Raw genomic sequence first — 13418 nt, 5'->3', positions numbered from 1 at the left:
ACATCCTATACTTTATCTGAAATGCAAAAGATCAGGGCTACCCCTGATCTCCACCTCCCACTGGGATGACGCTGCCTGTGATATAGGAGGCATCATCAGATGCAACAAAGACAATCGCTTTGACCTGTTCCTCAATGTTGCCATAACGGCCCATAAACGTACGGTCTATAGTTTGATCGACGACCTGCTGCATCCAATCTTTTTCATTTTGACTGAGTGGATTCTGATTACGTGGTACTTTACGTGGTGGGGCTTCGGTTCCACCAGTGGCGATGGCATTGATGCGAATTCCATCTTTGGCATGTTCAAAGGCCAACGATGCCGTCAGCGCATTGACCCCACCTTTGGCAGCAGAGTAGGGAATACGGTTAATCCCGCGTGTGGCAATTGATGAAACATTGACGATCACACCTGCCTGTTGCTGAATCATTGCAGGTAAGACCGCTCGACAGCACCATAAAGTTGGAAACAACGAGCGATTCACTTCCTTGATAATTTCCTCTTCAGAAAATTCCTGAAAAGGTTTCATCCAGATTGCACCACCGACATTGTTGATCAGAACATCAACTCGACCAAACTGTTCAATGGTTTTGGCAACCACACTTTGCGCACCTGCAAAGCTTTCCAGATCGGCTTGAACCATAATGGCATCAGCACCCAAGGCTTTGACTTCGGCTAGTACCTCCTGCACATAATCAGAACGATCGGCCAAGACCAGTTGTGCACCTTCTGTCGCCAGTTGTAGTGCAACCCCACGGCCAATGCCCTGAGCACTGCCTGTGACAATCACCACTTTATGCTTAAATCTTTGAGTTTGAGACATAGTTTGATTTTCCTGTAGCTATTAATTCGCAGAGAATTTTTCGAACAGGAAGTTGGCAGGCTTGATCTGTTCAGCATCTAACCAGCCACGGACCGCTTCGACCATCGGCACAGGACCACACAGATACACATCAACATCGCCACTGTTTAGCCATTCAGATTCGATATGGCCTGTGACATAGCCTTTACGCGCATGTTGACTGTCAGGATGTGCAACGACAGTCCGATATTCAAACCAAGGGAATTGCGCCTGTAATTCTGCTAATTTCTCCAAAGCCACCAGATCAAAATCGTTGGTCACGCCAAAGACTAAGCGTACAGGTTGGGTTGAACCTTTTTCTTCAAGTACCTGCAACATCGACATAAAAGGAGCAATGCCTGTTCCACCTGCCAGCATCAGCACAGGACGAGTGACATTACGCAGATAGAAACTGCCGAATGGTCCTGTGAAGCTCATCTTGTCGCCTGCCTGCGCGGCCTTGCTTAAGAAATCGCTCATTTTGCCATTTGGGACATTACGCACCACAAAGCCTGTTAAGCGATTGCCCGGTTTTGAGCTAAATGAATATGAACGGGTTTCACCTGTTTCAGGAATAGCGACATTGACATACTGCCCTGCAAGGAAATGAATATCGGGTTGACCTTCATCCAGTTGAATATCAAAAGTGATGGTTGAGTCAGAAAGATTTTCGACCCGAGCCAATGTGCCTTGGAAAGAATGAATTTCGGTTTTACAGACATCAGATGACGCCTGAATTTGGAATACAGCATCTGAGCTTGGACGACATTGGCACGCCAAAATATAACCTTGCTCTGCTTCTTCTGGGGTAAGGGCATCTTCGATATAGCTTTCTTCTGGCATGTCATAACTGCCAGATTCGCAGAATGCACGGCAAGTACCACAGGCGCCATCACGACAGTCCAACGGGATATTAATTTTTTGGCGATAGGCTGCATCAGACAGGGTTTCACCTTGAGCAACACTGATAAAACGTGTCACACCATCTTCAAATTGAAGTGCTACATTGTGGTTTGACATGAGACGTATCCTACAAAATAATTTAAATTTGGGGCCTTAACCAACAGTCCATTTGGCTGAGGAGACCTATTTTTACAGGTGGTAGATATCAATCACTTGATTAATATAGTCATTTTTAAGTACCACATATTTGCTCAGGATTTTCGGTTCATCACCCGAACAATCAATGACATAACGTGACATGCCAAAGTAGCTATAGGTGGTTTTATAGCGGAAGCTCAAGGTATTCCAATTGAAGCGAACCGTGAGTTTATCTCCGTCGCGCGCTACGATTTCAACATTGGCAATATTGTGGCAAGTACGGGTATCAGGCATGGTGGCAGAAGAGCGTTCGGTCTTGATGCGGAATACACGGTCTTCCAGTCCTTGGCGATCTGGGTAATAAATCAGCGAGATTTCAGCTTGTGGATCTTCAGTCAGTTGATCATTGTCATCCCACGCTGGCATCCAAAAACTGGCTTCAGGCGCATAGCAATTCAGCCAATCATCCCATTGTTCATCATCTAAAAAGCGTGCTTCGCGATAGAGAAATTGGGCAATATTTTCCAAGCTGCTTTGATCTTGAATACTCATGCGTTTTCTCCTTGAGCCGCGATTTGCTTCTCAGCGACAATGGCGTGTTTCATGGTATGCAACCAATACTGATGCTGTGCTAGATAGAGACCTTCATCTTCGGTTTTAATTCCGCTGAGCATCGGTTTAAGCCCAATTTCATTGGCTGCATCATCGGGGCCATAAATCCAGTGCTTGGAACCACGGCACATGTCATTCCATTCCAGTGCGATGCCTGCATAACCTGCCTGACAGGCACGGAATTCCTCTAGGTCATCAGGTGTGGCCATGCCTGAGGCATTAAAGAAATCTTCGTATTGACGAATGCGACGAGCACGTGCCTCTGGGGCCTCACCTTTCGGCGCAATACAATAAATCGTCACTTCAGTGCGATCGACTGAGATAGGGCGTAACACTCGAATTTGCGAACCGAACTGATCCATTAAATATACGTTTGGATAGAGGCACAGATTACGCGAGCGTTCGATCATCCATTTCGACATGGCGGCGCCGTATTTCTCGGTATATTCATCTGCTTTCGGGAAGTTTGGTCGATCTTCTGGATTGGCCCATTGCGTCCATAGCAACATATGACCATTTTCAAAACCATAAGAACCACCCCCTTGCTTGCCCCAAGAACCTGCGCTCATGGCACGAATATTATCGGCTGCCTGTGTTTCTTTACGGTGTTGTGTGGTTGCGGCATAGTTCCAGTGCACGGCTGAAACGTGATAACCATCAGCCCCATTTTCAGCCGTGAGTTTCCAGTTCCCTTCATAGGTATAAGAGGAGGTGCCGCGTAGCACTTCTAAACCATGCTCGGATTGATCAACAATCATGTCGATGATTTTACTGGTTTCACCCAAGAATTCTTCAAGTGAAGGTACATCTGGATTGAGACTGCCAAACAAAAAACCTTTGTAATTCTCAAAACGAGCGACTTTTTTCAGGTCATGTGAACCGTCTTGGTTAAAGCAATCTGAATAACCTGCTTCACTTGGGTCTTTAACTTTGAGGAGTTTGCCTGAGTTGTTAAAGGTCCAACCATGGAAAGGGCAGGTATAGGTGGCCTTGTTCCCCCGTTTATGACGGCAAAGTTGCGCACCACGATGCGAACAGGCATTGATCATGGCGTTCAGTTCGCCGTTACGGTTACGGGCGATAATGACAGGTTGACGACCAATATGGGTGGTGTAGAAATCGTTGTTATTGAGGATTTGGCTTTCATGTGCAAGATAAACCCAATTGCCTTCGAAAATGTATTTCATTTCGAGATCAAATAGGGCTTGATCGGTAAATACTGAGCGATGCAGTTTAAATTCACCCGTGTCGATATTATCGACCAGTAATTCATCAATGCGGTCAAGATGGCTAGTATTGATTACAGGAATACGTGGCATGTCCGTTCTCCGACTTTCCAAAACTGTGGAAGTCATCGAGTTGCGCTAAAAGCGTCTCGATATCCTAATAAGTTGAATGTGGCGAGTGTTGTTGCTTGAACCGATAAGGATGAATGTGGGCAGCTGGATCTAGCGGAAGCGATTCATAACTTAATCGGTTTATCTCTTGTCTATACCTTAAAAGAATGAGTAAACTCTGTCTAAGACCGAATTTATATTTTTATATATCTTAAAGGTATGGAAACCTCATGGAATTACGTCATTTACGGTATTTTGTTGCGGTTGTTGAAGAACAGAGCTTCACCAAGGCCGCAGAAAAACTATTTATTGCTCAACCCCCTTTGAGTCGACAGATTCAAAACTTGGAAAGTGAGTTGGGTATTCAACTGTTTGAGCGCGGTAGCCGACCTCTACAAACCACACCTGCGGGACATTTCTTTTATCAGCATGCGATTAAACTTTTGTCTAATGCTGAAGAAATTAAAAGTATGGCGAAACGGATTGGACTAATTGAACGCAGTGTTACCATTGGTTTTGTCGGATCGTTACTGTATGGATTGCTACCTAGAATCATCTATTTATTCAGACAACAGCAACCACATCTCAATATTCAACTGGTTGAAATGAGTACCACAGAACAACTACAAGCCTTAAAAGAAGGACGCATTGATGTGGGCTTTGGACGTTTGCGGATTAGTGATCCTGCGGTCAGACGGATTTTATTGCGCAAGGAGCGATTGGTTGTAGCGGCGCATACCAGCCATCCTATTGCACAGCGGACAGAAGGGGTTTATCTGGCAGATCTGATTGACGAAAAGATGTTTATGTATCCGACTTCACCGAAACCGAATTTTTCGACCCAGCTTTTGAATATCTTTGCCGAGCATAGTTTAGTGCCGAAAAATATGCATGAAGTGCGGGAAATTCAACTGGCCTTAGGGTTGGTGGCCGCAGGTGAAGGCTTGTGTGTGATTCCTGCTAGTGCCGATACCATTCGTTTTCCACATCTCAATTACATTCCAATTCTGGATAATGGCGCTGTCAGTCCAATTTTTCTGACGGCACGGGCAATGGATCGCAGTGAAGACCTACAGCTGTTATTTGATTGTGTTTATCAGGTCTATGATCTGGAAGGTATTCCGTATCAACGGACTGTGTTTACACTGGATCAGAATCCAATTGATGATTCCAATGGCATTGATTTTTAAACGCGTATAAAAATGCCTAGTCTTTAAAAAACTAGGCAGATGATCAATCCAGAAATTGACTCGAGATATTTGAAGCGATTATTTGCTTTGTAATGTTTTTAAATCCTTCAACACTTGATCGGCATGAGTTTGAGTATTTACGCTGGTGTAGTGATACATCACCGCGCCTTGAGGATTAATCAAAAAACTCTCGCGTTTGGCAATTTTAGTAATACCCAAGTTTCGAACAATACCAAATTTAGTAGCCAGTTCGCCCTGATCATCAGCAAGAATTGGGAACGGTAAGCCAAGTTTTTCTGAGAATTTTTGATGTGATGCGACATCATCCAGACTGACACCCAGTACAACAGCATTTGATTTGGTAAATTGTGGATACAGTGATTTAAATTGATTGGCTTCTTGAGTACAACCTGCAGTATTGTCTTTAGGATAAAAATATAGCACCACCCATTTGCCTTTATATTGATTTAAGGTGTGCCATTTGCCAGTTTGATCTTGCAGTTTAAAGTCTGGCGCGGACTGTCCAACCCATTCTTTTTGTGCAGTATCTTGCTTAGAAAATAAGGTAGTTTGTGCGTTACTGAGCGTTGGTGCACTGAGTAAAAAAAGTGAACTACATAAAACGAAAACTTTGGACTTTATCGTATTCATCATGTTGATCTCAAAGTGTAATAGCAGCTACTTTAGCAAATTTAGAGATTGGATGTGGTAGAAAATTCTTTACAGGGTTTTGCTCTGCTTTATATATTTCAATTGAATAGCGATTTAGAAAAAGAAAAGGAAAATCAATGGATGTTGGTGCAGTTCTCATTAAATTAAAAGCCAATACGCAGGCAGAGGTCGAGGCTTGGCAGCAAGAAATTTAACAACGTAAAGCCGAAGCCATTCAAACACTTCAAGCAGAAGGGGTAACAATTGAATCTTGGTTTCAACTTGAGATAGAGGGAGAAAATTATTTACTTGCTTATATGCGTGCCAAAGATATTGCTCATGCTCAGCAGGTGGCAAGAAATAGTTGCTTTGATATTGATCAAGTTCATCTACAGTTCAAGCAACATTGGGAGCAAGTGATTCCAGCGCAGCTTTTGGTAGATTTGGAAAATAATGAGGAGTGTTAATCAGGGTATACTGCATTGAAGTTTTTGGAAATGAGCAAGCAAGTGACCTATAAGATTCTACTCATCACAGGGTGGGGCGGTGGTGCCGAATTATTAAAACCTTTACATGAGGCTTTAGAACAAAAGGGACATCGCGTTGAGCGGCTTAATATCTTTAATGCGCTGAATGATGAGATATTGCAAAAGCATGTTGAACTTGCAGTGAAATTTGATGTGATCATTGGATGGTCGCTTGGTGGACAACTGGCAACCTTACTGGTTGATCAAATCCAACAACAATATGCTGAACCGAAAGTTTTAATCACGTTAGCGTCGAACCCATGTTTTGTGGCACAAGCTGATTGGACGACTGCCATGCCCGTTGAAACCTTTATGCAATTTAAACAGTCATTTGAACAGGATACTATTACCACGCTAAAACGGTTTGGCTTATTGGTCTGTCAAGGTGCAAGTTCGGCAAAGACAGATTTCGTAGCTATGCAGAAATTGATTCGTCCACAACCGATTGCATTGCTTAGAGATGGGTTAGAGTTGCTGGAGCAATTAAAACTGGTTGAGTTGTATGAAAATTATCAGGGTAGGCAGTTGCATGTCTTTGCCGAGCATGATGCTTTAGTTCCTTACCAAGTTATGCTAAAAACTAAAGATTTGGCTGCAAAGAATCTATCTGTTGTTTCGATCGATGGAGCTTCACATGGTTTCCCATGTTTTATGGTTGAGCAGACTGTGCAAATAATTGAAGATTTTATTCAATAGACGGTTTAATCTTGCTTGAATTGAAAGTTCTCGCAATATATTTTAGATTTTGACAAGTTTAAGATAAAGTTTATTTTATAGGCCTAACGGAATCGTGCCGAGTTCTCATCCATTTTTAGGATATGCCTTCGGCGACCTACTTTTCTTTCGGGAAAAGTAGGCAAAACCATTTGTCATCTGCAAAACCTGTTCACTTCTTTCATTTTTTTCTTTTGATCAAGTGTACGAAGCCTTGTATTTTATTTATACCACGCAGGTTGCAGATGACATTTCCGAGTATCGAAAAGTGTGATCAGGCAAATGGTAAATTTTGAAATAGCAGCAAATGAGGTAAAGGATGACCGATTTATTTGATTTAGAACATATATGGCATCCCTATACTTCGATGTTGAATCCACTTCCAACCTTTAAAGTCAAACGTGCCTACGGTGCAACGATTGAATTAGAAGATGGTCGAACTTTGGTTGATGGCATGTCGTCATGGTGGTGTGCGATTCATGGCTATAACCATCCTGAACTCAACCAAGCGGTTACAGATCAATTGCAGAATATGGCGCATATCATGTTTGGTGGTTTGACCCACGAACCTGCAATTGAATTAGGTAAATTATTATTAAAAATTACGCCGCCGAACTTAGATAAGATTTTCTACGCAGACTCAGGTTCGGTTGCCGTAGAAGTAGCGTTAAAAATGGCAGTTCAATATTGGGCTGCATTAAACAAACCAGAGAAAACCAATTTTATTACGACGCGTTCTGGTTATCATGGCGATACCTGGAATGCGATGTCTGTCTGTGATCCAGTCACGGGGATGCATCAAATTTTTGGTACAAGTTTACCGAATCGAATTTTTGTACCCGCACCACAAAGTCGTTTCGATGGTGAGTGGAATCCGCAAGATATTCAGCAACTCAAACAGCAGATTGAACTACATCATCACAGTATTGCAGCGCTAATTATCGAGCCGATTGTACAAGGCGCAGGCGGCATGCGTTTTTATCATTCTGAATATTTACGTCAAGCCAAAGCATTGTGTGAACAATACAATTTATTGCTGATCTTTGATGAGATTGCCACGGGTTTTGGCCGTACAGGCAAAATGTTTGCATGGGAACACGCACAGGTCGAACCCGATATTATGTGTATTGGCAAAGGTTTAACCGGCGGTTATATGACACTGTCAGCAACCTTGACCACCAAGCAAGTGGCTGAAAGCATTAGTCGTGGTGAAGCAGGCGTGTTTATGCATGGCCCAACCTTTATGGCGAATCCACTGGCCTGTGCGGTTGCTTTAAGAAGCACACAATTATTGGTGGAACAGGATTGGCAAGCCAATATTCAACGAATTGAACAGATTCTGGCTGAACAGTTAACGGATTTAGCACAGCTCGATCATGTTGCGGATGTACGGGTTTTAGGGGCGATTGGCGTGGTTGAGTTAACCACCAATGTGGATATGAAAACCTTACAGCAACAGTTTGTTGAACGGGGTATTTGGGTACGACCATTTGGAAAATTGGTCTACGTAATGCCGCCGTATGTGATTAGCGATGATGAACTCCATTATTTATTAGCACAGATGAGTGAGGTGGTAAAAAATATGCAAGGAGTAAATGCCAATGTCCTTGCTTGATCATTATGCCGAGCAGCTTGAGCAACTTAAGCAACAGGGCAATTTCCGTCAATTCACTTCTAATCAGCAATCTGGACGATGGATTACCATTCAAGATCGAACCATGTTGAATCTCGCATCCAATGATTATTTAGGGTTGGCAGCTGATTTAAGTTTAAGAGAAGAATTTCTTGATACGCTGAAAATCGAAAGAGCGCTCTTTAGTTCATCTTCTTCACGTTTGCTTACGGGTAATTTTGAAGAATATGAACAATTTGAAAATAGCCTAAGCAAAGCCTTTGGTCGTGCTGCCTTACTCTTTAATAGTGGCTACCACATGAATATCGGCATTTTGCCAGCCTTGTGTGATAGCAAAACCGTAATTCTGGCCGATAAACTGGTACATGCCAGTATGATTGATGGCATTCGACTTTCGACTGCTCAATATGTACGTTATCGCCATAATGATTTGCAGCATCTGGAACAGTTATTGCAAAAGTATCATCAAGATGAGCAAGTTGAACGCATTATTGTGGTGACCGAAAGTATTTTTAGTATGGATGGGGACGAGACGGATTTAGCTGCATTGGCGCAGTTAAAGCAACGTTTTGCCAAAACCATGTTGTATGTCGATGAAGCTCATGCGATTGGTGTCAGAGGTGAGCAAGGGCTGGGTTGTGCTGAACAATATGGTGTATTGGATCAGATTGATTTCTTAGTGGGAACCTTTGGTAAAGCAATTGCCTCGGTAGGCGGCTATATCATTTGTGATTCAATCATCCGTGATTATCTGATCAATAAAATGCGCCCACTGATTTTTAGTACAGCTTTGCCTCCAATTTCGATGGCATGGTCAGATTTTATTTTTCATAAAGTATTGAGCATGCAGCAACAACGCCAGCACTTGGCTGAGATCAGTCAGTATTTACAGCAAGCGGTGATTGCAAAAGGCTTCTCAAGCCCATCGAGTAGTCATATCATTCCAATTATCTTGGGCGAAAGCCAAGCTGCGATTGAAAAAGCACGCTATGTACAACAACAAGGTTTTTATGCCATGCCGGTACGCCCACCAACAGTGCCACAGAATAGTTCACGCTTACGTATTTCTTTAACTTCTTTGGTGCAAAAAAACGAATTGGAGCAATTGGTGGAGTGTTTGTGAGCATCAATAAAGCACTGGTAGCCCAACGTTTTGCCAAAGCAGGGCAAAGCTATGTCGAGCATGCTGTGGTACAGAAACAGATTAGTGCGCAGTTATTTGAATATCTTAAAGTGTATTGTTCGCAAAGCTTGAACTCAGTCCTTGAGATTGGCTGTGGTTCAGGCAATCTCACCCATTTATGTGCGTCTTATTTTCAGGTTGAGCAACTGTTCTTAAATGATTTATATGCAGATGTCGATCAGCATTTTCTAAATCTTAAACATGTAAATTGGCTGATCGGTGATATTGAACGGCTTACTTTACCGCCGTCTTTAGATGCAGTGATTTCCAGTTCGGCATTACAGTGGATGCTTGATCTACCAGCTTTATTGCAGCAGATTCATGCTGCATTAAAACCCAATGCTTATTTTGGTTTTTCTACTTTTGGACCAGATAATCTAACGGAAATTAAACAGCTGACTGGACAGGGCTTAAATTATGTTGGCTTAGAATCTTTAAAGCGACAGCTTGAACAGCAAGGCTTTGAAATTCTATTGATACAGCAGGATCATAAGCAAGTTTATTTTGATCATCCAAAATCGGTATTGCAGCATTTGAAAGCAACTGGCGTGACTGCAACATCTCAATCGCATCGCTGGACCAAGCAATCCTTGCAGCAGTTTTATTCAGATTATCAACAGTTTTATGATGAGCAGGGTTTTCGTCTGACTTATCATCCGATTTATGTGATTGCACGGAGAGCGAAATCTTTATCCTTAGGAGATGAGTAAAATCATGTCAGATCGGTTAACACCCAGAAATAATATCGTGCATGGTTATTTTGCATTAACCATAAGTTTAATTTTTCTGATGTTTTCTGCTTTTCCTTCGGTACTATTTTGCTTGATTTTGGGTGCTTTACTAATTGGCTTGGGATATGTACGGGTTTGGAAAAAAGACCGAATCCCCAATCCTGTTGTAGAGGGAGCAGTTTTGCTGATAATTCTGTTCTCTTTTTGGTCAACGAGTTTGATAACAGATTATATTAACCAAAATGCGCCGCGAAAGACGATCTGTGGTTGGGCTAAAAACATTGAAAAACCAGGCAGAAGTAGTGGTCGGTTTTTATTGGTGAATGACGAAACGAGCCAATCGTTTTCCTATACTCACCAGATGCAAATACAACCAATGAGTGAAATGTGTCTCGAGTATTCTTTAAATGAGCATTTTGGAGACTATCCTTATATTCATGAAATTTACCCGAGAAAGTCGGATGATTCAGGAAAGGAAATTAAGTAAATGAGTCGTATTTATTTTGTCAGTGGTATTGATACTGAAATTGGTAAAACTTATGCCACAGGTTATCTCGCCAAGCTTTGGACCGAACAGGGACAGCGTGTCATTACCCAGAAGTTGGTGCAAACGGGGAATGTAGATATCTCCGAAGATATCGAAAAGCATCGTGAAATTATGGGCAGTGGCTGGTTTCAGGAAGATCATGAAAAGTTGACCATGCCTGAAATTTTTACGTATCCTGCCTCGCCACATTTGGCCACACGTTTGGATGGGCGTGATCTGGATTTTGCCAAGATCGAAGCGGCGACTAAAGAATTGGCGCAGCGTTTTGAGGTGGTGTTGTTAGAAGGGGCAGGTGGTTTGATGGTGCCTTTAACTACAGAGTTGTTGACGATTGATTATATTGCTCAGCATCAATTTCCTGTGATTTTGGTTACTTCTGGGCGTTTGGGCAGTATTAATCATACCTTATTGAGTTTGGAAGCCTTGAAGCAGCGTGGTTTGAGTTTGCATGCTTTGGTGTATAACTTAAAAGATGAGTCGAAAGATCCACTTATTTCGAAAGATACCGCAGATTATTTAAAAGATTATTTGGCAAAGCATTTTCCAGAAGCAGAATGGATTGAGTTGAAAAAGTTTAACTAACTTTAGGTATTTATTGTTTAGTAAATATCTAGGATTATGGAGGGCGGCAAGGATGCCGCCAAGTTAGACTGCGGTAGCAAGGACGTACCGTCAGTCTAACAAAAGATTTTTGTTACTTTTCAAAGATGAAAAGTAAGAAGGTTTTCCTATGATCGGATGAGAGCTGGGAGAGACTCCGTCAAGACCGCTTTCAGATTTAATCACTAAAGAGAAATCATAATGAATAAAAAGAATTTTATTTTTATAACCCTCTGCCTGTCAGGTCTAATCTCGACTACTCATGCTGCTGTACCTCCAGATAAAACCATTATCAGTTGGATCACTAACTTACAAGATTCAAATGCCAATCCTCCTCAAGCCATTCAGATTGATTCTACCGAAGCAGTAAAATTGATCTCAGGAGAAGAAGCCTATTTATCGGGTGTGAGTTTTGAAAATGCAGGACGTAATTTTTGGGCTGGCTATGTGTTAACCCGTCCAAAATTAAAGCAGGCGCGAATCCTAAAAGAGTTTGGTGGTCAATCAAATAGCTTTAAAGTGCATCCAACCGTTTATAAAGGTAAACCGATTCAACTGATCGAAATTGAAAGCGCAGGCTCAGGACAAGGTACTGTTGAATCGAGTAAAAGCTTAGTTTATTTCACTCAGTGGACAAGCAAACTGATTACCGAGGTGGAGGAGTCTTCTTATGACGGACGTTATGATGAAAAACTGGGGGCAGAAGACTGTCGTACTGGTCGAGATAATTCAGGCTATTTAAATGTGATGCCTTATTCCCCTTATGTGATTCGAACCACCGTGACAGGGGATGCCTGTAATAATAAGCCACAAGGTTATAAGGTGAGTAGTAAACTTATTCCGATCGTGATCAATGAAATAAAATAAAAAAAGCTAACAAGCGAACTTGTTAGCGCAGGAGTAAAATTGTAGTTATCTGATTAATTTTTTGTTTTTATTATTTAGTTATTACTGACGATACCGATTTTGGTGACATTGCTCTGTTGAGCGAGTGCCATCACCATCGCGATATTCTTATATTCAGCCTGTGCATCAGGTTTAAACTTAATCTGATCTTGATCAACTTTTTGCGCGACCGAATCAAACAAGGCTTTTAAGGCTGAACGATCAGCAACCGCTTGATCATTCCAAAAAATATGCCCTTGCGCATCAACCCGTAAATTAATGGTTTCGGGTGGCTTCTGATCCGTTGGCGGTGGTGGTGTACCATTTGGCAAATTAATGTTAATGGCGTTGTTTGGAATTGGGATGGTGATAATGAACATAATCAGCAGCACCAACATGACATCAATCAGCGGTGTCATGTTGACGTCGAGCATCACATCTTCTTCATCATTTTTCGAACCCACATTCATACCCATGTGTGATTCTCCTATTATGGTGTAGAAGCAGGGGGAGTCGTAACAAAAGCGATTTTGCCAATCCCTGCTTGCTGTGTTGTGCTGATCACCTGATCTATCGCTTCATAATGTGTCTGTTGATCGCCACGAATATGAACCTCAGGCTGTGGACGTTTTTGTGCTTCAGCTTGTAAACGGGCAAGTAAAGTTTCTTTATTTGCAACGTGTTGTTCATTCCAGAAAATATCCCCCGTTTTATTGACGGAAAGCTGAATATTTTGTGGGGTGGTGGCATAAGGTGTATTTTTTTCTTCAGGTAGTTTTACCGGAACAGTGTGTGTGACCACTGGAACTGTGATTAAAAAGATAATCAGCAGCACCAGCATGATGTCGACCAGCGGGGTCGTGTTAATCGTCCCGATGACATCATCGTCACTTTGATCTGAATTAATCATCATGCCCATAATGGTG

General features: G+C 42.2%; 15 protein-coding genes and 1 pseudogene. 9 read left to right on the top strand and 7 right to left on the bottom strand.

The annotated features are described in order from the left end of the window. Window positions 1-37: 37 nt before the first annotated feature. The 4 genes from benD to benA all read right to left on the bottom strand — a co-directional run bounded on the left by benD (window position 38) and on the right by benA (window position 3813). Complete coding sequence (gene benD / locus NDN13_RS10125) at window positions 38-823, bottom strand: benzoate diol dehydrogenase BenD (protein WP_251115380.1); 786 nt, start codon at window positions 821-823, stop codon at window positions 38-40. Window positions 824-844: 21 nt separating this feature from the next. Next, complete coding sequence (gene benC / locus NDN13_RS10120) at window positions 845-1861, bottom strand: benzoate 1,2-dioxygenase electron transfer component BenC (protein ID WP_004804896.1); 1017 nt, start codon at window positions 1859-1861, stop codon at window positions 845-847. 72 nt (window positions 1862-1933) lie between these two features. Continuing rightward, entirely contained in the window at window positions 1934-2434 is a 501-nt protein-coding gene (gene benB / locus NDN13_RS10115; protein ID WP_159884862.1) for a benzoate 1,2-dioxygenase small subunit, read from the bottom strand. After that, window positions 2431-3813: a benzoate 1,2-dioxygenase large subunit gene (gene benA, locus NDN13_RS10110; RefSeq protein ID WP_251115379.1), complete on the bottom strand. Its 1383-nt coding sequence runs from the start codon at window positions 3811-3813 to the stop codon at window positions 2431-2433. The genes benB and benA overlap by 4 nt, the downstream gene beginning before the upstream one ends. A gap of 248 nt (window positions 3814-4061) precedes the next feature. Between benA and NDN13_RS10105 the strand changes: the two genes are divergently transcribed. Continuing rightward, window positions 4062-5021 carry a LysR family transcriptional regulator gene (locus tag NDN13_RS10105; protein WP_004655319.1) on the top strand — a complete coding sequence of 320 codons (960 nt, stop codon included), beginning with the start codon at window positions 4062-4064 and terminating at the stop codon, window positions 5019-5021. 78 nt (window positions 5022-5099) lie between these two features. Here NDN13_RS10105 and NDN13_RS10100 read toward each other — a convergent pair whose 3' ends face one another. Beyond that, on the bottom strand, window positions 5100-5675 hold the full coding sequence (locus tag NDN13_RS10100) for a peroxiredoxin (RefSeq protein ID WP_251115378.1): 576 nt from the start codon (window positions 5673-5675) through the stop codon (window positions 5100-5102). Between the two features lie 134 nt (window positions 5676-5809). Here NDN13_RS10100 and NDN13_RS10095 point away from each other — a divergent pair. From NDN13_RS10095 to NDN13_RS10060, 8 genes and pseudogenes are all read left to right on the top strand, one after another. Further along, a pseudogene (locus tag NDN13_RS10095) lies at window positions 5810-6139 on the top strand (DUF6176 family protein). Between the two features lie 42 nt (window positions 6140-6181). Continuing rightward, a complete protein-coding gene (locus NDN13_RS10090; RefSeq protein ID WP_251118212.1) occupies window positions 6182-6895 on the top strand; it encodes an alpha/beta hydrolase family protein in 714 nt (237 codons plus the stop codon). A gap of 337 nt (window positions 6896-7232) precedes the next feature. After that, the gene (gene bioA, locus NDN13_RS10085) at window positions 7233-8528 is read left to right on the top strand and encodes an adenosylmethionine--8-amino-7-oxononanoate transaminase (protein WP_251118131.1); all 1296 of its coding nucleotides are present in this window, start codon (window positions 7233-7235) and stop codon (window positions 8526-8528) included. Further along, the gene (locus tag NDN13_RS10080; RefSeq protein ID WP_251118130.1) at window positions 8515-9669 is read left to right on the top strand and encodes an 8-amino-7-oxononanoate synthase; all 1155 of its coding nucleotides are present in this window, start codon (window positions 8515-8517) and stop codon (window positions 9667-9669) included. Before bioA ends, NDN13_RS10080 begins: the two co-directional genes overlap by 14 nt. After that, complete coding sequence (bioC, locus tag NDN13_RS10075) at window positions 9666-10439, top strand: malonyl-ACP O-methyltransferase BioC (RefSeq protein ID WP_251118129.1); 774 nt, start codon at window positions 9666-9668, stop codon at window positions 10437-10439. The genes NDN13_RS10080 and bioC overlap by 4 nt, the downstream gene beginning before the upstream one ends. Before the next feature lie 4 nt (window positions 10440-10443). Then, a complete protein-coding gene (locus NDN13_RS10070) occupies window positions 10444-10947 on the top strand; it encodes a hypothetical protein (RefSeq protein ID WP_251118128.1) in 504 nt (167 codons plus the stop codon). Next, window positions 10948-11589, top strand: a complete 642-nt coding sequence (bioD, locus tag NDN13_RS10065; RefSeq protein WP_251118127.1) for a dethiobiotin synthase — start codon at window positions 10948-10950, stop codon at window positions 11587-11589. Window positions 11590-11808: 219 nt separating this feature from the next. Next, a complete protein-coding gene (locus NDN13_RS10060) occupies window positions 11809-12474 on the top strand; it encodes a hypothetical protein (protein WP_251118126.1) in 666 nt (221 codons plus the stop codon). A 74-nt stretch (window positions 12475-12548) separates the two neighbouring features. Here NDN13_RS10060 and NDN13_RS10055 read toward each other — a convergent pair whose 3' ends face one another. Beyond that, complete coding sequence (locus NDN13_RS10055) at window positions 12549-12968, bottom strand: ExbD/TolR family protein (RefSeq protein ID WP_171551725.1); 420 nt, start codon at window positions 12966-12968, stop codon at window positions 12549-12551. 14 nt (window positions 12969-12982) lie between these two features. Continuing rightward, window positions 12983-13411: an ExbD/TolR family protein gene (locus tag NDN13_RS10050; RefSeq protein WP_004804911.1), complete on the bottom strand. Its 429-nt coding sequence runs from the start codon at window positions 13409-13411 to the stop codon at window positions 12983-12985. Window positions 13412-13418 lie beyond the last annotated feature (7 nt).

Source organism: Acinetobacter sp. C32I, assembly GCF_023702715.1.
Classification (GTDB): Bacteria; Pseudomonadota; Gammaproteobacteria; order Pseudomonadales; family Moraxellaceae; genus Acinetobacter.
The sequence above is the reverse complement of the archived record's forward strand: the minus strand, read 5'-3'. Positions and strand labels throughout refer to the sequence as shown.